This window comes from Saccharothrix australiensis (assembly GCF_003634935.1).
Lineage (GTDB): Bacteria > Actinomycetota > Actinomycetes > Mycobacteriales > Pseudonocardiaceae > Actinosynnema > Actinosynnema australiense.
The window spans coordinates 4976847-4995775 of record NZ_RBXO01000001.1 but is presented as its reverse complement, the minus strand read 5'-3'; the positions used below and the strand labels follow the sequence as shown (position 1 = coordinate 4995775).

At 69.8% G+C, this 18929-nt stretch carries 19 protein-coding genes and 2 pseudogenes; 4 read left to right on the top strand and 17 right to left on the bottom strand.

The annotated features are described in order from the left end of the window. Positions 1-16: 16 nt before the first annotated feature. The 14 genes and pseudogenes from C8E97_RS21230 to C8E97_RS21170 form a co-directional block, all read right to left on the bottom strand. Positions 17-1348 carry an MFS transporter gene (locus tag C8E97_RS21230; protein ID WP_121007269.1) on the bottom strand — a complete coding sequence of 444 codons (1332 nt, stop codon included), beginning with the start codon at positions 1346-1348 and terminating at the stop codon, positions 17-19. 106 nt (positions 1349-1454) lie between these two features. Beyond that, positions 1455-1976: a flavin reductase family protein gene (locus C8E97_RS21225; RefSeq protein ID WP_211347107.1), complete on the bottom strand. Its 522-nt coding sequence runs from the start codon at positions 1974-1976 to the stop codon at positions 1455-1457. Between the two features lie 9 nt (positions 1977-1985). Continuing rightward, a complete protein-coding gene (locus tag C8E97_RS21220) occupies positions 1986-2327 on the bottom strand; it encodes a cupin domain-containing protein (protein ID WP_121007268.1) in 342 nt (113 codons plus the stop codon). Beyond that, positions 2324-3781, bottom strand: coding sequence for a 4-hydroxyphenylacetate 3-hydroxylase family protein (locus C8E97_RS21215; RefSeq protein WP_121007267.1), 1458 nt, complete (start codon positions 3779-3781; stop codon positions 2324-2326). Before C8E97_RS21215 ends, C8E97_RS21220 begins: the two co-directional genes overlap by 4 nt. Then, positions 3781-4437 (bottom strand): DUF2848 family protein, encoded by a 657-nt coding sequence (locus tag C8E97_RS21210; protein WP_246019394.1) that lies wholly within the window; start codon positions 4435-4437, stop codon positions 3781-3783. The genes C8E97_RS21215 and C8E97_RS21210 overlap by 1 nt, the downstream gene beginning before the upstream one ends. Positions 4438-4439: 2 nt before the next feature. Then, positions 4440-5228: a carbon-nitrogen family hydrolase gene (locus C8E97_RS21205; RefSeq protein ID WP_121007265.1), complete on the bottom strand. Its 789-nt coding sequence runs from the start codon at positions 5226-5228 to the stop codon at positions 4440-4442. Continuing rightward, the gene (locus tag C8E97_RS21200; protein ID WP_121007264.1) at positions 5225-5917 is read right to left on the bottom strand and encodes a GntR family transcriptional regulator; all 693 of its coding nucleotides are present in this window, start codon (positions 5915-5917) and stop codon (positions 5225-5227) included. Before C8E97_RS21200 ends, C8E97_RS21205 begins: the two co-directional genes overlap by 4 nt. Positions 5918-6140: 223 nt before the next feature. Continuing rightward, a pseudogene (locus C8E97_RS36195) lies at positions 6141-6665 on the bottom strand (UbiD family decarboxylase domain-containing protein). Positions 6666-6869: 204 nt separating this feature from the next. Further along, positions 6870-7376, bottom strand: coding sequence for a hypothetical protein (locus tag C8E97_RS21190; RefSeq protein ID WP_121007263.1), 507 nt, complete (start codon positions 7374-7376; stop codon positions 6870-6872). A gap of 261 nt (positions 7377-7637) precedes the next feature. Continuing rightward, on the bottom strand, positions 7638-7799 hold the full coding sequence (locus C8E97_RS34790; RefSeq protein WP_170211938.1) for a hypothetical protein: 162 nt from the start codon (positions 7797-7799) through the stop codon (positions 7638-7640). A 38-nt stretch (positions 7800-7837) separates the two neighbouring features. Then, positions 7838-8674, bottom strand: coding sequence for a hypothetical protein (locus C8E97_RS34135; RefSeq protein WP_147455195.1), 837 nt, complete (start codon positions 8672-8674; stop codon positions 7838-7840). Continuing rightward, entirely contained in the window at positions 8656-9306 is a 651-nt protein-coding gene (locus C8E97_RS21180) for a hypothetical protein (RefSeq protein WP_147455194.1), read from the bottom strand. The genes C8E97_RS34135 and C8E97_RS21180 overlap by 19 nt, the downstream gene beginning before the upstream one ends. A 454-nt stretch (positions 9307-9760) precedes the next feature. Further along, positions 9761-9979, bottom strand: a complete 219-nt coding sequence (locus tag C8E97_RS34130; RefSeq protein WP_147455193.1) for a hypothetical protein — start codon at positions 9977-9979, stop codon at positions 9761-9763. A gap of 95 nt (positions 9980-10074) precedes the next feature. Continuing rightward, positions 10075-12531, bottom strand: coding sequence for an ATP-binding protein (locus tag C8E97_RS21170; protein WP_147455192.1), 2457 nt, complete (start codon positions 12529-12531; stop codon positions 10075-10077). Between the two features lie 381 nt (positions 12532-12912). On the opposite strand from C8E97_RS21170, the pseudogene C8E97_RS36190 reads away from it, so the two are divergent. Next, positions 12913-13371 (top strand): annotated as a pseudogene (locus C8E97_RS36190) (recombinase family protein); the annotation flags it as partial. Between the two features lie 101 nt (positions 13372-13472). Then, positions 13473-13793, top strand: coding sequence for a recombinase family protein (locus tag C8E97_RS36185; protein ID WP_246019463.1), 321 nt, complete (start codon positions 13473-13475; stop codon positions 13791-13793). Between the two features lie 145 nt (positions 13794-13938). Here C8E97_RS36185 and C8E97_RS21160 read toward each other — a convergent pair whose 3' ends face one another. Beyond that, positions 13939-15183, bottom strand: a complete 1245-nt coding sequence (locus C8E97_RS21160) for an NADH:flavin oxidoreductase/NADH oxidase family protein (protein ID WP_121007258.1) — start codon at positions 15181-15183, stop codon at positions 13939-13941. Between the two features lie 72 nt (positions 15184-15255). Between C8E97_RS21160 and C8E97_RS21155 the strand changes: the two genes are divergently transcribed. Continuing rightward, complete coding sequence (locus C8E97_RS21155) at positions 15256-15822, top strand: TetR/AcrR family transcriptional regulator (RefSeq protein WP_246019062.1); 567 nt, start codon at positions 15256-15258, stop codon at positions 15820-15822. 624 nt (positions 15823-16446) lie between these two features. On the opposite strand, the gene C8E97_RS21150 is transcribed toward C8E97_RS21155, so the two are convergent. Together C8E97_RS21150 and C8E97_RS21145 are read right to left on the bottom strand one after the other, a co-directional pair. Then, positions 16447-16752 (bottom strand): hypothetical protein, encoded by a 306-nt coding sequence (locus tag C8E97_RS21150; protein ID WP_246019060.1) that lies wholly within the window; start codon positions 16750-16752, stop codon positions 16447-16449. Positions 16753-16997: 245 nt separating this feature from the next. Then, positions 16998-18287 carry a lipase family protein gene (locus C8E97_RS21145; RefSeq protein WP_121007255.1) on the bottom strand — a complete coding sequence of 430 codons (1290 nt, stop codon included), beginning with the start codon at positions 18285-18287 and terminating at the stop codon, positions 16998-17000. A 186-nt stretch (positions 18288-18473) separates the two neighbouring features. Between C8E97_RS21145 and C8E97_RS34785 the strand changes: the two genes are divergently transcribed. Then, on the top strand, positions 18474-18620 hold the full coding sequence (locus C8E97_RS34785) for a hypothetical protein (RefSeq protein WP_170211936.1): 147 nt from the start codon (positions 18474-18476) through the stop codon (positions 18618-18620). The last annotated feature ends 309 nt before the right edge of the window (positions 18621-18929 follow it).

The window sequence follows — 18929 nt, the reverse complement described above, 5'->3', positions numbered from 1 at the left end:
CGCCCACCCGCACCGGTCATCGCGAACCCACGTCGGCCAGGTCCACGGACCGGGTCTCCTTCGAGATCAGCGTGGCGACCAGCGAGACCAGGCCCATCAGCGCCAGGTAGGCGGAGATGGCGTACCCGGTGCCGGACCACCGGTGCAGGGCGATCGCGACGATGGGCGCGAGCGACCCGGCGAGCACCGACGCGAGGTTGTAGGCCAGCGAGGTGCCCGAGTAGCGGACCGCGGTCGGGAACAGCTCGGAGAAGAACGCGCCGATCACCGAGCTGTAGGCGGCGAAGATCAGCAGGCCGACCGCGACCGCCACGACGATCGCCGCCGTGTTCCGCGTGTCCAGCAGCGCGAAGAACACGAACGCCCACACGATCGTCGCCGCCGACGCCGCCAGGTAGATCGGGCGGCGGCCGATCCGGTCGGCCAGCATCGCGAACAGCGGGATCGTCACCACCGCGACCGCCTGGCCGGTGATCACCGCCGTCAACCCGACCGAGTCGCCCAGGTGCAGGACCTTGGTCACGTAGGTGATCACGAACAGCGAGAACAGGTAGAACCCGGCGTTCTCGCCGAACCGGGTGGCCGCGCCGAGCAGGATCTGCCGCCAGTGCCCCCGCACGACCGCGCCCAGCGGGGCCGACGTCGTCCGCTCCGCCCGCTCGGCCTGGAACAGCGGCGTCTCGGCCACGTAGAGCCGCAGCCACAGGCCGATCACCACCAGCAGCGCGGACAGGCCGAACGCGATCCGCCAGCCCCACGACAGGAACGCGTCCGGTGACATGACGGCGCCGAGCAGCGCGAGCACGCCGGCGGCCATCAGGTTGCCCAGCGGCGGACCGACGTTCGGCCACGACGCCCAGAACGCGCGGCGCGTGCTGTCGCCGTGCTCGGACACCAGCAGCACGGCCCCTCCCCACTCGCCGCCGAGCGCGAAGCCCTGCACCAGGCGGCACACGACCAGCAGGACGGGCGCGGCCACGCCGATCGTGTCGTAGGTCGGCAGCAGGGCGATCAGGAACGTGGAGACGCCCATCAGCAGCAGGCTGGCGATCAGCGTCGCCCGCCTGCCCTTGCGGTCGCCGTAGTGGCCGAACACGGCCGCGCCGACGGGTCGTGCGAGGAAACCGACGGCGTAGGTGGCGAACGCGAGCAGCGTGCCCACCATCGGGTCCGACGCGGGGAAGAACAGCTCGTTGAACACCAGCGCGGACGCGGTGCCGTAGAGGAAGAAGTCGTACCATTCGACAGCCGTGCCGGCGAGGCTCGACGCCGCGATGACCGGTAGCTGGGTGTGGGCGGTGCGCCCGCCACCCCGTCCGGTGCTATTTTCGGTAGTGGTAGTCGCCATGTCTGCTCCGTGTCATGGGATCGGCGAGCGCGGGTACCAGCACGCCTCGGCGACTGCGCCAACAGTCGCCGAGGCGCATCTTCGGGAGCGAAGATCGCCGGCCGGGTCAGCAGAACCAGGGTGCCGGGTCGTGGCCCCGGTCGACGACGTCGCCGAACCGGCCGCCGAGGAAGCCGAGCGGTTGCCCGTCGCGCTCGCACACGTGGCGGACGTGCCCGATGACGACGACGTGGTCACCGGCGGTGAAATGCCGTTCCACGTCGCACTCCAGGTGCGCGAAGGCGTCCGGGATCACCGGCACCCGGTGCCGGCCGCGGATGACCTCCAAGCCGGCGAAGTGGTCCTCGCCGCGCCGGGCGAACCGCAGCGCCAGGTGCTCCTGCCGGGCGGAGAGGATGCTCACCGCGAACCGGCCCGCGCCGGTGACGGCGTCGGTGCTGCGCGCGCCGGTCGTCAGGCACACCAGCAGCAGCGGAGGGTCGAGCGAGACGGAGGTGAGCGAGTTGACGGTCATGCCGTGCGGGGTGCCGTCCGGGGTCTGGGTGGTGACGACCGCGACGCCCGTGGCGAACCGGCCCATGCTGCGGCGCATCGTCATCGGGTCCACGGCCGTGGACGTGGGTGCCATGCGGACCTCCTAGCGGTAGCGGACCTCGAAGGTGACGACGCCCTCGTCGGTGCGCCACGGGCCGTGCGGCATGCCCGGCGGGCGGCAGGCGTACATGCCGGCGGTGAACGTCTTCCCCAGCGTCAGGTCGGTGAATGAGCCTTCCAGGATGTAGACCTCCTCCCAGAAGTCGTGCCGCTGCACGCCCATCGGGGTGGAGTCCGCGCCCGGCTCGTAGCGCAGGATGCGGGTCGCCACACCGGTTTCGGGGTCGCGGGCGAGCACCCGTTCGGTGATCTTCGGGTCGTCTCCGGGGCACACCGTGAAGTCCACGTCGGACACCGGGAAGAATTCGGATTCGGGCTTGCTCACGCGTTCTCCTCGGCCAGGCCGTAGGCGGACAGGAAGCCGTCGACGGCGGCCACCGGGCCGTCGAAGCCGTAGTTGCGGAACGCGTAGCCCTTCACCACGAACGGCGCGCCCGCGTAGAACAGCTCGTACTGGTGGTGGCGTCCGGCGAACTCGCTGCCGATCGCGTCCCAGGCCAGCTTGAACAGCTTCACCCGCTCCTCGGCGGGCGTGCCGGGGCTGTGCACGTACCGGTCGATGTCGGCGCGGGTCTCGTCGCTGGTCAGGTCGGCGACGCTGGAGGGCACCTGGAGCACGCCGCCGCCGACCAGGTCGCGCAGGATGCCCAGCACCCTCGGGTACAGCTCCGCTTGCAGGCCCATCGCGCCGTACAGGGCGCGGGCGCCGGGCCGCCACATGCCCTGCGCGTCGGGTTCGGCGGTGTACTCGGCGGCCAGCACGGCGGACTCGACCAGGGACACCAGGCTCGCCAGCTCGCCCAGTTTCTCCACCACGCCGGGGAACCTGTCGACGCCGTTCACGGCGGTGACCTTGCGCGCCAGGCCGGCCAGGAACTGGAGCTTCACGGCGAACCGGATCTGCGCCTGCCAGTTGCCCAGCGCGTGCGCCCCGGTGTCGAAGAACTGGCGGCGCAGACCGGCGACGTCCTTGTAGACGAACACCCGCTCCCACGGCACGAACACGTCGTCGAACACCAGCAGCGCGTCGGTTTCGTCGTACCGGGTGGTCAGCGGGTAGTCGTAGCCGCTGGTCGCCGCGGGCGCGTACGGGCGGCGGCAGTACAGCTTCAGGCCCGGCACGGCGACGGGCACGGCGAACCCGAGGGCGAAGTCGGTGTCCTCCGGCGAGAGGGGTTTGATGCAGGACACGAAGATCTCGTCGGCGACCGCGCCGCCGGTGGCGAGCATCTGCGCGCCGCGCACCACGATCCCGTCGGCGCGCTCCTCGACCACGCCGACCTGCACGAAATCGCCTTCCCAGGCGTGCGCGGTGGTGGCGCGGGAGACCTGGGGCGGGATGATCGCGTAGGAGACGTACAGGTTCTCCTCCGCGACGCGCCGCCGGTACGCGGCCACGTTGGCGGCGAAGTCGTGGTCGCCGCCCGCGAACGCCTCCGGGTGCGCGGCGAACGCGGAGACGAACGCGCCGACGTGGTCGGGGCTGCGGCCGACCCAACCGTGCGTGTGCCGCGCCCACGTGGTGGCGGCCTCGCGGAACGCGGTCAGGTCCTCCCGGCTGCGCGGGGTGGTGAACAGCCGGTTGACCGTGCCGCCGGTGTCCGGGTCGGTCCGGGTCATGCCGGACGCCGGGTCGGCGGCCAGGTCGAACAGCTCCGCGATCGTCCGGGCGACCGGCGCGAACGCCGGGTGGTGCGCCACGTCCTCCACCGGTGCGCCGTCCAGGTAGATCCGCCGCGCGTCCTTCAATGCGGCCAGGTACTCGGCACCCGTGCGCATCACTCGCTCCTCTGCTTGGTCTCGTAGGCGTGGGTCAGGGTCGGGCCGCCGGGCAGCTCGACGTGCGTGCGCCAGTAGGCCCCGTACACGAACTGCCCGGACAGCAGCGGCAGGGTGCCGCAGAACACCACCAGGTCGCCGGTGGTCTCGCCGAGCACGGCGGTCAGCCGGGCCAGCAGCTCGTCCGGCCGGCGCAGCGCCGACAGCGGACCGCGCTGGTAGGGCCAACCGTCCACGCTGGAGTCGACCACGATCCGATCCCAGTCCACTGTGGACAGGTCGACCTCGGCCACCGACCCGCCGATCGGCTTGGGGCAGCCGGCCTTGGCCGCCGCGATGTCGGTGCGCTCCAGGTCGCGGTCGGTGTGGTCGGAGCCGACGCCGAGGAAGTACCGGCCGTCGTGGCGGACCACCACGGGCTCCACCTCACCGGAGGTGGCGGGCCCACCGACCTCGACCACCGGGTCGGTGGTGAGCAGGCCGGGGTCGAGGTCGTAGAACGCGGGCACGGTCGCCGGTTCCGGCACGCCGATCGCGGCCAGTTCGGCGATGTGCTCGGCCACGGCGTGTTCGTCCCGCCCGGTGTAGCCGGCCACGACGAGCCGGCGCGGGTCCACGGTCAGCACCTCGCCGGTGCCGGCCACGTGCAGTCGCACGATCAAGCGTTCCTCCAGGGGGAGCGGCGGTCGGCCAGCACGGGGAACTCCGCCCGCACCCGGCCGACCACGTTCGGGTCGACGTCGCACCAGGTGATCCCCTCGTCGGTCCCGGCCTCGGCCAGCACGGTTCCCCACGGGTCGACCACGCGGCTGTTCCCGCCGAGGGCGGTGCCGTGCTGTTCGCCGACCGCGTTGCAGGCGATCAGCACGACCTGGTTCTCCACCGCGCGGGCGGAGGTGAACAGCCGCCAGTGCTCGCGCCGCGCGGCGGGCCAGGCCGCCGGGACGATCACGGCCTGCGCGCCGAGGTCCACCAGTTCCCGCCACAGCTCGGGGAAGCGGAGGTCGTAGCAGGTGGTGGCGCCCAGTGGCCCGAGGGGCGTGCCGGTCACGTCGATGCGCTCGCCGGGCGTGAGCAGCCGGGCCTCCAGGGAGGCGTGGCCGAACACGTGGATCTTGCGGTAGGCGTGCACGACCTCCCCGCTCGGGTCGACCAGCACCGCCGTGTTGAACAGCCGACCCCTGTCGTCCCGCTCCACGAAGCTGCCGACGTGCACGTGAGCACCCAGGTCCCGCGCCCACTCGCGCCCCGCGGCGACCGTGGAGCCGTCGGCCGGCTCGGCCTGCTCGGCGTAGGCGTCGAAGGAGAAGTAGCCCGCGGCCCAGAGTTCCGGCAACACCACCAGATCGGCGCCGCGCGCGTCCCGCACCATCCGGCCGACCCGCTCACGCCGCCGCGCCACGCCCTCCTCGGCCGGGCTCGCCACCTGCACCAGGGCGACTCTCACGACAGCCCCGCCACGGACTGCCCACCGGTCCACCCGGCCACCTCGGGCAGGTGCAACGCGGCGAGCGTGCTGGACAGGTGCACGGCCAACGCCTCGCCCGCCCGCGCCGGGTCCTGCTCGCGCAGGGCGGCCACGATCGCCGCGTGCTCGGCGAGCACGGTGCGCGCCCGGTTCTCCTCGTTCGCGACCGCCCGCAACCCCATCCGGACCTGCCGCTCCCGCAAGGTCTCGTAGAAGTCGGCCAGTACCGGGTTGCCCGCCCGGCGCACGATCGCCCGGTGGAAGGCCCGGTCGCAGTCGATGAACGCCACCGGGTCGTCCAACAGGGACTCCTGCTCGGCGACCAGCCTGCCGAGTTCGGCCAGGAACTCCTCGGCCACGGGCACCACGCGGCGCACGCACCAGTCCTCGATCAACTCACGGGCCTGCATGACGGCGCGGACCTCGGCGTCGGACACCGGCGGCACGAACGCGCCCTTCTTGGGCACGATCTGGAGGAAGCCCTCCGCCTCCAGTCGCAGCAGCGCCTCCCGCACGGGCGTCCGGGACGTGCCGGCCTGCTGGGCGACCTCGGACTCGGTGAGGAACGTGCCGCCGTCCCGAGGCAGGGTGGCGATGTGCCGCTTGAGCCACCGGTAGGTGAGGTCCTGCGCCGAACCTCCCTGCCCATCAACTCGTACACTGCTCATGAACGAGATGTATACAAGCTGTCGACATGAGGCACAAGAGCTGAGGACGGACTCCCTCGCACATCGGGACGGACCAGCTCCGGGTGTGCATCGCCGTTCGGTCTGGCGGCCGAGCTGTCCGGCCTCCGGTCCAGCGGCCGGTGTGCTGTGCCGAGGAGTTCTCCGGGTGCCACGATCCGCGTCACCGACCGCGTCGGAGGGCCCTCACCGGCCGTCCGGGCGTTCAGGTCGTCGTGAAGCCGTACTCGCTCCAGCGGTCCAGTACGCGTTGCCGCACGGCGGGTGGGTACGAGGTGGCGAATGACGAGGTCGTGCTCGGCCAGGGGCCGCGCCGCGAGCCGGTCGAGGTCGACCGACACGACCAGCCGGCAGGTCGCGGCCTCGTAGGGCACCAGGCCAGGTCGACCGGGAGGTCGTGCGAGCGCGGGAGGTCGAGCGCGACCGCGGAGATCATGGTGCCCCGGATGGTGTGGTTCTCCTCCGGCGGCAACCCGGCCACGCAGAACGGGATGATCGGGTCGGTGCGGTGGGTGATCGCCTCGACGTGGAAGACCGGTTGTGGCCGGGATTCCGCGAACTGGTAGCCGTGGTACTCGCCCATCGGTCCCTCCATCGCGGTCTAGTGGGGACTGATCCAGCCTTCGAGCACGATCTCCGCGTTCGCGGGCACGTGCAGTCCGTTGGTCTCGGTGCGGACGACCTCGACGGGCCGACCGGTCCGCGCGCCGACGTACCCGTCCTCGTTCACCTCGGCGAGTGACCAGGCCGGCCCTCGGGTGCGCCATCGGACTGAGCCCAGGTCACAGCCGCAACGGGCCGCCCGTCGGCGCGCTCGGCAAGCTGACACGGCGCCCGGCGCGAGCCGGAAGCCGGAACGCATCGCCGCCGCGAGGGTGTCGCGGCGGCGTGCGGTAGCCGACGGTGCGAGGTCCGGCGGGCGGCCGGGGGTGGATCAGCGGCAGGCTACCCAGGCGTCGCCCTGCTTGACCAGCTTGATCGTCTGGTCCGGCCCGAGGAGGGCAACCGGGATCGGGGCCTCCATCGCGTCCAGGCCCGACTGTGCCGCGGGCGGCAAGTCGTCGGGCACGCCCTCCACCTCGACGTCGAGCAGGCCGGTGGCCGCCGTGTCGGTCGGGTCCCGGACCTCCTTGGCGGTGATCCGGTAGCGGATGTCGGCGAGGCGGGGGTCGAGCTGCGCGGCCTCGGCCTTCTTCGCGGCGAACGTCCGGGACTCGCTCCAGCGCTCGGGGCAGACGAGCTTGCGCACCGCCTCGTCGTCCTGGGCGTCGGCGGCTGCGGCGAGGGCCTTCAGCGCCGCCTCCGGCCCGCTGCCGGGCGTGTTCTTCGGTGCAGCCTCCTGAGTGTTCCTCGGTGTGCTTCCCGGTGTGGTCTCCGGTGCGCCGCCACAGGCGGCGAGCAGGAGCACGACGACAGCGGCCAGTGGCACGCGGAGGGTCATTCGCCCGATGGTAGCGACGATCCGTGCAGCCGTGGGTGGAACGTTCCGGTCGCATCCCACGCCCCGCGCTGGAAGGCGAAGTCGTCGGCCGGCTGTGGAAGCAGCGCCTTAGCCAGGGCGTGTCTGACAGGTCACGGAGCCAGTCGAGCAGGTTGAGCGCGCCGAGGTGGTTGCGGGTCAGGCGGTCGTAGCGGTGCGTGACACGGGGCCGGCACATCGCCACCGGTCTCGACGAACCGCTTGGCGACCAGCCGCAGCATCTCATCCGAAACCCCGAGGCGGGGTGACCGCCCCGTCGAGCCTGCCGACCGCCGTCGCCGACCCGCCGGGCGTGTCCAACTCCGTCACATCCCGGCCGGTCTCCGTGATCAGCCGGTGGACCAGCACCGGCAGGACGGTGTCGAACCCGGCGTCGCCCGCCATGCGTCGCAGATCGTCTCTGCCAACCGGGGGCCACGCAGTCATCCGCGCACTGTGACCGCGGGCGACGACAGTGCCGGTCGCGCACGGCTCGGTCGCCTGGGGCCGGATAACGACCGGCTCAGGTATCGGAGAGCCTGACGACAGTGTGACGGCTGAGCACATTCCGACAGCAGGCAGTAACCGCGCGTGTATTCGGCGGTAACAGCAGTCGGCGTATCTAGCTGTGGACTTCGAGAGCGAGGTCGGGCGACAGTAAGGCCAGTGTGCGTGCCGTCGATCGCCATGGGCTGGACAGCAGGGCGGTGCGGAGTACGGCGTCGGCGCGGTCGTGGTCCCCATGCCCGGCCAGCGCTTCGGCGATGATCGGAGATGGAGTTGGCCAGGAGGATCGCCTGGTCGATGCGGCCGATGTCGGCCAGTGCCCCCACCGTGGCCACGCGTGCCCGGCCGTCGCGAGGAGTGTCGGTGACAGGACGCGCGTCGGTGATCGCCCTGTCCAGCACGGCGGCCGCTTGCTCGTGGCGTCCGGTCTTGGCCAGCGTGTCGGTGACGAGCACCAGTGCCTCACAACGCTGTTCGGGTACGGGCACGGATTCGGCCAGTTCGGTGGCCCGGTGGGGGTGTCCTGTCTCGGCGAGTACGTCGGCGACGGCGGCCAGCGCGCCAGCATGCCGACGGGTGTCGGTGATCGAATGTGCGAGGTCAAGCGCGCGATCGTGATCACCGGCTCGGGCCAGGCCGCGAGCGACCCCGACGAGAGCGTAGGGCTCGGCGTCAAGGTCATCGAACACCGAGCGCGCCAGGTCCACCGCCTGCTCGTACATGCCGGCTCGCGCGAGTTCGTCGGCGATTCTCGTCAGGGCCGCGCGCCGCATCCTGGGGTTGGTGATGAGGTGTGCGGATCCGATCGTGGGCCGCACCAGTTCCGCCGCCCGGTCGTGATCCCCGCAGTGGCCGCTGCCGTCCCGAGCCGGGCGAACACTCGGCTGCGCCGACCCGGATCGGTAAGGCCGGATGCGACGTCGATACCCCGGTCGTACAGGCCGGCGGCGGCCAGCGCGCGGGCCACGGCCGGCCAGACGAGGTCCCGTTCGCCGGGATCGACGACGGTCGGCACGTCCGTGACCGCACGGTCGAACAGTCGGTCCGCCCGGTCGCGGTCCCTGAGCCCCGAGCAGGTCAGGGCCACCTTCAGGAGCGCGTGTACGTGCTGACCGGGGTCGGTGATGGTGGTGGCCGTGCTTTCCGCGTCGTCGCGCAGGGCGACCGCCTCCTCCGGGCGGCCGGCCGTGATCAGGGCATCGGTGACGGTGGTCAGCGCCGCGGTGCGCACGATCGGATCGCTGATCAACAACGCCGTGCGGACCGCCTGACCGTGGTCGCCGGCCTTGCACGACACCTTGAGCACATGACAGACGACGCCTGTGCGCAGTGTGTCCTTGTTGATGCGGCTCGCGTAGTCGACCGCCCGGTCGTGGTCTCCGCTCTCGGCGGCTGTCCGGGCCACCGACATCCACGCCCACGGCCCAAGTGTGCAGACGGGCGCGGTGAGCGGTCAGCTGTGCCGGGCTGAGCATGTCGCCGCACCCGCCAGGGCTGCCGGTCGGTCAGTGCGGGGCCGCGGTGGTGCTGCCTCGTGCACCCAAGGTCGAAACACGGCCGCCAAGAGTTCCCTGCCGGACTGCTCGGATCATCGAGGTGCGAGAGGCGATGTGCTGCTGTGGCGCGGACCGCGCCCACGGCAGCGGCTACCGTCGGTCGTCCTGCACCGCAGGACGGATCATCCGCGCGTCCGGGACACCGCCCTGGTTCACGCAGTCCCGAGCGAGGTCGTGGATGTGCCGGGTGGTAGTCTGAGGTAGGCCCTGCCGCGTTCACGGTCGTCTCGACGGACGTGTAGCGGGGCAGTGGGATCGAAACGCCCTCATGCAGGTAGTCGAATTCGTTTCTTGTCAGGATTATCAGTGGTTGCCCGCCGGCCCGCTCGATTCCCACACGCACGTCGTACTCGTCGTCGCCGGTCGCTCTGCGGTGACACGCACGAGCGCCATGAGGTCCGCGATCGCGCACTCGAGGCTCGAGGAGTCGATCCGCCAGCGCTCGGCGTAATCAGTGCTGCTTTTGCGATGCCCACCGATCCCGGTTGCCAGGGACACCGAGTCGTCGTGGTGGAAACTCATCTACACGACACTCCGCCTCTGCGGCGACAACTAAGCCCTCGAAGCCGCCGCCCGGTTCGTCACCGACGACCCCTCCGCTGTCGTCGTGTAGGCGACTACCGCATGCCCTTCGACAGATAGTGGATCGTTTCCTTGTCTTTCAAGGTTTCCGGGTGGTCCTCGCCGTACATCTGTCGATCGAGAGTGTACGCCTCGTTCGCGAAGATTAGTGCCTGCTTGCGGTCACCCAGGGCTGCCGTGGCCAAGGCGAGGTGGATCAGGATCGCGGTTCTGCCACCTCGCGCCATGCCAGGATTGGCTTGGAAGAATCTGTTTCCTGCCGTGAGATCTTCGACCGCCGCCTGGTAGTGACGCTGATGCAACCTGAGTCGCCCTCGGACCCCCAGGACGGTCGCGTAGACATCGCTGTCCTGACCAAAACCGTCTTTCGCCAAAGTGTAGGCTTCGTCGATCAGCTTAGCGGACAGGATCAGGTTGTTGACATCGATGGCGGCATCGGCGGCCCCGTGTAGTGAATCGACGAGGTGCCGGTCGGGCCGGTCATCGTTCGCGGATGCGCGTCGGAGCTCAAGCAGCGCCAATTCGTGGTGAAGGGCAGCGGCCGCGTCATCGGTATCCCTGGCCAGCTGCGCCGCCATCTGATGCGCCATCTCCACGGTGTAGCGGTCCAAGGAGTGTTCCTGGAGCATTTCAAGCACCGTTGCGTTGAGCGTGCGTGCCTCGTCGATGCGGTTGAACAACCGAAGGATCTGAGTCTTGGTGTAGGCGATGCCGGCTTGGAGTGCCGGTTCGGTTACCCTCGGATCCACCTCTGAGACGATCTTTTCTAGAACGTCCTGCGCTATCTTCCGATCTCCGCTGACGGCGGCGATCTCACCGACTGACCTGAGAAAGCGGAGGTAGAGCCGGAAGTCCTGGTAATCGAGTGCCATGGCCATGTTGGTCATGCATAGCTCATAGGCGGAGCCGACGTCGCCTTTCCACCACGCAAGTTGGGCTAGCGTCGTGCGGGCTTCAACCGCGACTCCCCGCAACTCTGGCGCTGTAACGCTGTTGGCTTCGGCCGCAGAGAGGGCGTAATGCGCCAGTGTGACCGGGTCGGCCCCAAGACTCGGATTGGGATCGTTGCGTACCCCATAGAATGCTAGGCGTCGTGCCAGGTGCACGCAGGCGGCGAGGACCACGGTGCCGGCGTAGCCGTGGCGCATGGCAATGTCTGTCAACGAGGCGATGGGGCCGAGAAACGACTCCCGACTGCCGCCTAACTGGTCGTCGGCGGGATTAAGGTGTTGGACGAACAGCCCGTAGCCGACCTGGAGCCACGGCAGCGGGTCCTCGGCGAGACAGCGCGCGACGAGCGCGACGAGCGGGTGGACCGAAAGGCGCTCCGCTCCGACCCTCACCAACGACAGCGAGACCAGGGACGCTATGGCGCGTTCGCGTCGTCCGGCATCGCTCAGCGCACGGACCATGTCACGGGCGGTGTCGGAGCGTTCTTCTGACGAGGCTGGGCGCTTGCCTCGGCGGCGGAAAAACCACTGCGAACGGTTTTGCGGTTCAGTGCCGGTCGTGCCGTAACCCTTCACATAGGTGACCGGAAGCCGCTGTGCGAGCAGGCCGACAGGAACCGGATCGGTGCCGAGGTGCGCGAGCATGGCCAGCAGGTCTCCGGCGAGCGACTCTCGTCCGACGGCCATCTTGATGTTGAGTTGGATCGTTCGCAAGGTGGTGTCGCGATGTCCGCTCGCCTCGCCGACATCGAGGGCGACCAACGGCTCGCTGACGAGGTGCTTCAAGAAAGTGTCCACGGAGCGTGCCATCAGGCGACAGTGGTGGGCAGCTTGGGTCAACGCGAGGGGATGGTGGTGGAGTGCCTTTCCCAGGAGGCGTCGGTCCTCGACCGAGGCGTCCGGCAACACCAGTTCGAGGTATCGGACACTCTCCTCGGGCTGCCACTCGGTCAACTCGACCTGTGCATATCCTTGATCCAGTTGCCGCACCGTGCTGGTGATCAGAACCCGGCACGGCGCGCTACGGGGTATCACCCCACGCAGCGTCTCTACGTCGGTCACGCCGTCTACGATCAGCAGTGTGTCAGCAGGAAAAGGTAACTGTGGTGTCACCGGCCCGGCGGCGGCTGCGATACCCAAATTCCACACGTCGTCATATTGGGCTCCGCCCAACCGGATGAGGTCTCCTATCAACGACGCGCGGGTTCGACCACTGACGAACACCGGCCGGAAGCGCTCCGAGAGTTGAACCGCCAGTTCGACCGCCACGCTGGTCTTACCTGTACCTCCGAGCCCGTGCAGGACAACCGGCGTGAAACCTTCATCGGCCGCAGGTGTCAGTAATTTTTCCAAGCGTTCGAGTATGTCGCCACGTCCGGTGAAATGAGGGTCATGATCCCAACGCAACTGGTCGGGCTCGTCGCGTGCTTCTCTGTGGGCGGCATGTAGATGCAGGTGCAGGTCGCCCATCACCATGCCGACCTGCACCGCCGTACCTTCGACCGAACCGCTGATCTCATTCCGAATCGGGCTGGCAGTCACGCCTTTGGTGCGCCCGTCGCGCCTCGATCGCCCAGCCATGTCACCGATCCGCGGTCGTGTTCCGACACCTGCTGGCCAACAAGCATATCGGAAACCGGCCGAACCCTGTTCGGGACTGCGAGGACGACGAAGCGAGTTCTGCACTCACCGAACTTGTCAGCGCATACCCACCCGAGTTCCGGCGCAGGCGTCGTATGCCGTATCCGTCGGCCAGGTCGGGAGCGCAACCGGCGCCGTATGGTGGAGTGCTCAAGCTGCGGCCTGTCATCCCGTACAGGGTGTTGACCGCAGTGGGAGCCACGTTGGGATGATCTTGCCTGCCTGTAGTGACGCGGAGGGTGGGTGTCGTGGTGTTGTCCGGTCGGGACGCTCACGGACTGGATGGGCCTGCGGGTGGGAGACCAAACCGGCGGCGGCCTCGACCTCGGACTGGGCATCGTCGGTGGCCTGCGGTTCGCGTTCTATGGTCGGACCTCGACCACCGAGCACCAGGACCCGGTGACCTCGCGGGCGTGGCAGTTGGAGGTGGCCCAGGAACTGGTCGCCGGACACGGCACCATGACAGCCACGTTCTTCGACGCCGGGCGGTCGCGGCGCGACCGATGGCGTGACCGCCCGCAGGCTGCGGAGTTGCTGGCGGCGGTGCGGGATCGGGATCGCGGGTTCGACGCGATCGTGATGGGGGAGTACGAGCGCGGCTTGGCCGGTGATCAATTGGAGCGGCTGCTGGCGTTGTTCCGGCGTCACCGTGTGCAGGTGTGGCTGCCGGAGGCCGGCGGGCCGGTCGACCTGGAGACGCCGGAGCACCGGGCGTTGGTGAGGATGTCGGGTGCGCAGTCGCTGCGCGAGGTGGTCCGCGCCCGACACCGGGTGATGGCGGCCATGCAGGCACTGACCGAGGAGGCCGCTACCTGGGCGGACGTGCTCCCTACGGTTATCGGTTGGTCGAGGCGGGCCCGCATCCTCACCCGGCAGGCGCACGCCGCGGTCGCAGCATCGTCCAACTGGAGCCCTACCCCGAGACCGCACCGACGGTGCGGTGGCTGTTCGCCGAGCGCTTGGCCGGCCGCAGCATTGAGGCCCTGGTCGAGGTCCTCAACCAGCGGCGGACGCCGTGCCCGGCCGAGCACGATCTTGAGCGCAACACGCACCGCGCCGGGCGTGGGTACGAGACCGTGGATGGTGGGCCGCATCCGAACCCGCGCAAGGCTGTTGAGGGCTACAGGTTGCGGGTGTTGGCGATTGACGAGGGGTCGGCGTGAGTGGTGCGGCGGATCTTCGCCGAGTACCTGAGCGGACGGGGCGATCGGGCGATTGCGACGGGACTCTGACCAGAGCCTCGATGTAAACGACGGTGCAGACGGTCTCCTGGGACGACGGCGATCCGGTGCGGTTTCGCCGTGTCGACTACGCGCGGCCGGCCAGCCAGGTCCGGTAGCGGCGCAGGGCGCGGCGCTGGAGCAGGGTTTCCTTCAGCAGCGAGACCTTGGGGTTGGTGCCCGGCCGGGTGCGACGGCCGTTGCCGAGGCGGCGGAGTTGTTGGCGCACGTGGGCCATGGTCGCGGCGGACGCGATGGCCTTGTCCTTGATCCGCACGGGCGGCAGTGCGACCTTGGCATCGGCGTCGTGCCGCCACTTGTTCGGCAGGTCGGGGTCGACCGCCAGCGCGCTGCCCATGCCGACGAGGGCGATGCCACCGGCGAGGACCTCCTCGGCCACCGGTCGCCGGACGATGCCGCCGGTCACCATCAAGGGCAGCGGGCTGGTTTTGGCCAGTTCCTCGGGGAGGGTGAGGAAGTACGCCTCGCGAGCGCGGGTCCGCTGGTCGCCGGACTGCCCGGTCATGGCCGGTGACTCGTAACTGCCGCCCGACAGTTCGACCACGTCGACGCCGAGCGGCGCCAGCAGCGCGATCACCTTCGCGGCGTCGTCGGCGTCGAAGCCGCCGCGCTGGAAGTCGGCCGAGTTGAGCTTGACCGCGACGGCGAACTGCGGCGTCACCGCGGCCCGTACCGCGCGCACGACGTCGAGGAGCAGGCGGGCCCGGTTGTCCAGGTCGCCGCCCCACTCGTCGGTGCGCCGGTTGGACAGCGGCGAGAGGAACTGGGACAGCAGGTAGCCGTGTGCGGCGTGGATCTCCACACCGTCGAAGCCGGCCTCTTCGGCGCGCCGCGCGGTGGTGGCGAACCGGGCGACCGTCTCCTGGATCTGCCGCGCGGTCATCTCGGTCGGCTGGGCGAACCGCTTGCTGTTCCGGCCGAGGTCGACGCGGATGGCCGACGGTCCCCAGGCGACGCCCGGCATGTCGGCCTGCACCTGCCTACCGGGGTGGTTGACCTGCATCCACACTCGGGCACCACCGCGCTTGGCGGCTGCCGCCCACTGCCGGAACGGCTCCAGCGGCGAGTGGGCGTCGAGGACGACTCCGCCGGGGCCGGTGAGCGCCTCGGCGTGGACCATGACGTTGCCGGTGATGATCAGGCCGACTCCGCCTTCGCTCCAGCGGCGGTAGAGCCGGAAAAGGGCGTCGTCGGGGAGTTGGCCGTCGGCGGCCATGTTCTCCTCCATTGCCGCCTTGGCGAGCCGGTTCGGGATCATCGAGCCGTTGGACAACGTGAACGGCTCGAAGATGGTGGGCATCGGTGACGGCATCGCGGCTCCTCATCCGGTATGTTTACATTGCTCACATGAGCGTAGGAAGGAATGTAAGCAGTGTCAACTTCGGTGAAGAGTGCCTATCATCACGGCGATCTGCGGGCGGCGCTGCTGGCGTCGGCGATGCGCATGCTCGAAGCGGGGGAGCCGTTCTCGCTGCGAGCCGTCGCCCGTGAGGCGGGGGTCTCGCCGACCGCCCCGTACCGCCACTTCGCCGACCGCGACGCCTTGGAGTCCGCTCTCGCCGCCCAAGGTCTGCGCGACCTGAAAGCGGATCTGACCGAAGGGCGGACACCTCCGACGTCGGTGGCGGACCTGGGTGAGTTGGCGGTCGGGTACGTCGAGTTCGCCCTGCGCCGCCCCGCCCTGTTCCGCCTGATGTTCGGCAACGCGTGCGACCAGGGGAGCGAGGAACGGGTCAAGGCGGCGGGGGAGATCCGCGAACTGCTCGAACTCGCGATGGCCCTGGTCTTCCCGACCGGCGACCGGCAGGCGCTGGCGTCGGCGGGCTGGGCGTTGGCGCACGGGCTGGCGTACCTGTACCTGGACGCCAAGCTCCCGGCGGGCACGCGTGCGGAGATCGCCGACCACGTTCGCGCGGCGGTGGCCGCGATCCTGGTGCCCCACACCGGGTAGTCGGAGTTGACAGTGCTTACACGGGCCGGCGGGCGATCGTGACGGAGGACGGCGTGCTCCACGCTGCCGACGATGACCACAACCCGATGATCTACTTCGATCGGGTGCGCGGTGAGGGTGGTGAACTGCCCGAGCTGCCCGAGGCTGTAGCTGGATCGGCGGCAACCGCAAGCAGCGCCGGGGTCGCCGCTGGCTGGAGGGCGTGGTTCGGGAGTACCGCACCGACGCCATCCTCGAACTGCTGGACAAGGTCATGCGGGACGCGGAGGACGGCGAGGTCAGGTCCGCGTGCCTGCGGTTCCCCTCCGCGCTGTGGCTCGTCACCCCCGCGGAACGGCGGCACAACGCGTTGGGCCGGGCCGATCTGCTCGTGCCCGCCCGCGCGGGGTGGTGCGCGCCGAAGGGAAGCGTGCTGCGGGACGGATGGACCCGCGATCGCCGACAGCCTCCGGCTCGAACCCTCGGACCGTGCCCGGCGGTCCGACATCACCATCTGGCCCTCGGCCGAGTTCGAAGCCCTGCTGCGCAAGCGGCCCGCGATCCTGGCCGAGTTCGGCCTGCTCGGCTGACGAGGCCCTGCCGCCAACCGAGGAGGCGTCTCTGTTGTGCGTGCTGTGGGTTGGTTCAGGAGAAGACGACGGAGCGCAGCAGGAGGCGCTCGGATGCGCCCGCGCCCGGATTCAGGGTGTAGTAGGTGTCGCCTTCGCAGTCGGCGTCGAGGAAGACGGTGGCGGTGGCGTCGGTGCGGTTGCGGGGTGCTCGTGATGCCACTCCGGGATTGGCGGCCGGTGTGGGGAGGGTGATGCACTCGCCGCTGTCGGGGTTGTTGAGGAAGCCGACGGCGTCGTAGCCCTCGTCGGTGGTGTAGGTGTAGCGGAACTGGCCGGTGGCTGCGGAGGCCGCGCCGGGCATGGCCAGAAGCAGGGCCAAGGCGCTGAGGACGACTCCGGCGGCCGTCGTGGCGGAGGAACGGGGCACAGCGGTATCTCCCTGTAGGGTAAGGAAACAGTCGGTTTCCGATGATGGTCCAATCAGGACGTGACAGGCGCTTTTTTCCCTCGAAAGGGGAGTGCCCCGTCGTTCCTCTTGCTGCAACCGGTCCGCACCTCTACGGCCGGCACCGTGCTGTGGTCGGCGTAGGGCTTGAAGGTCAGCGGGCCGGGGCTCGCGGGTGATCAGGTGAGGCGGTCGAGGACCCAGCCGACGAGGGTGCCCGAGACCGCACCGTGCGGGAGGTTCTCGGGGCTGAACGCGACGTCGTGGAGGTGGAAGCGGTCCGGGGTCTGGTCGAGGAGGTTGAGGTCCGGCTCGACGTTCCAGGCGATCGGGTCGAAGATGAGGGCGGCCGCGCTGACCGCGGGAACGAAGGTGCCGCTGCGGTTCTCCTCGCTGATCTCGACCTTGAGCGCGTCGGCGACCATGCCGAAGGAGTCCAGGGTGCCGCCGGGCGCGCCGTCCATGGCGGGGACTTCGGTGGTGGTGGAGCGGCGCATCTCCAGACCGGCGTGCATGCCGCCGATCCGCTGCTCGGTGCCCCGGTCGGGCTGGAAGCGGGCGGTGGCGCTGGCGATCAGTGCCTGCCAGTCGAACGCGATCTGTCCCGCGGGCAGCGGGCGGCCGATGCCGTCGCCGCGGCCGTTGGCCACGCCGAGCAGTCGCGGGCGTCGCGGGAAGTCGCCGAGGTCGGCGAGTTCGTGGACGAAGTCCTTGCGCAGTTCGCTGGCGGTGGCGACCCCGCCGGAGTACTTGGCGTCCGGCACCCAGGTCCAGAGCAGTTGCTGGGCGGCGGGGCTGCGGATCAGCGCGGCCTGGGACGGCTCGGCGGGCGAGAGCGCCTCGAAGAAGTAGGCCAGTTGCTGGAGGATCAGGGGGATCCAGGCGCCGTTGTGCGGGGAGTCCCAGGACAGGTAGGTGGCGGTCTGGTGGTCGGTGCCGTCGCGCTCCATCTTGGCCAGCGCGTAGCGGGTGACGATGCCGCCCATGCTGGCGCCGCCGACGGTCAGCGGTTCGGAACCGAGGCGTTCGGCGATGGCGCGGTGGATCGCGGCGATGGCGACGTCCGCGTTGTGCTGGATGTGGGTGTGCCGCTCGTCGAAGCCGATCAGCACGACGTCGAAGCCGCGGGAGCGCAGCTGGTCGAACAGACCCGGCCGGCCTTCCTCGTCCGGGGCGTTGAAGAAGTCGAAGAGGGCGGGTAGGTCGCTGGGGCCGTAGTTGAAGCCGTCCGCGAACAGGAACGGCTTCCGCAGGTCGGCGCGGCCCTCGGCGTAGTAGACGGCCGCCGTGCCGGTGGCCCGGCCACCGTCCAGCGGCCAGGTCGCGTCGGGCGCACGGCCTCCGCCCGAGCGGAGCGGGACGGTGAACAGGACGCCGCCAGCTCGGCGAGTTCGGCGGAGGTGGGTTCCGCCCCGCTCTCGCGGAGAGTGGTGGAGACGTCGATACGGGGTGCCACAGTCATGATTCAACCGCCTCGCTCAGTGTTGATCCGCGACTGATGGTAGTCGAGTGTCACTCACCGTATCGGGTGAAGGTTGTGGTCATGGCGAGCCGGGTTGTCGGTTCGGGGTTGGTTGCGGAGGGCGTGAGGCGCGAAAGTCGGTTACACGGCCCGAAGCTGCGTTTCGGCTGTTGCGTGTCGTGCTTGCTGGTGCGTGTGTCGCGGCAAGGGCGAGGCCGGTGGTGGTGGACCAGGTGTCGATGTCGGTGATGAAGGACAGTCCGCCGTCGCCGTGCTGGTGGCGCAGTGCCGCGCGCAGGCCCTGGTCGACTACCCGGTCGTGGCCGCCCGGCAGGTGTAGGGCGTGCAGCACCGAAGGTGGATCAGCAGGTCGCCTTCTCAGATGTGCCCCGGGTGTTGCGTGGACGGCAGCAGGGCGACGTCCTGCCGGTCGACCGGGGTTGCGCGGTCCCGGTGCTGTCGTCGGTCGTCGCTGTGAGCGCGGGGTGGGTGGGCGAGGATGGTTGTGGCGGCGGTCGTTTGGACTCGTGCCTGCCAGGGGTGCAGTCCTTGCGGGGAGAACGCCGCCGGGGGCAGGGGGCGGTTGCCGTGCTCGGGATGGGGGAGGTCGAGCATCGTCTCGATGGCGGCCGGCAGCGCCTGTTTGCGG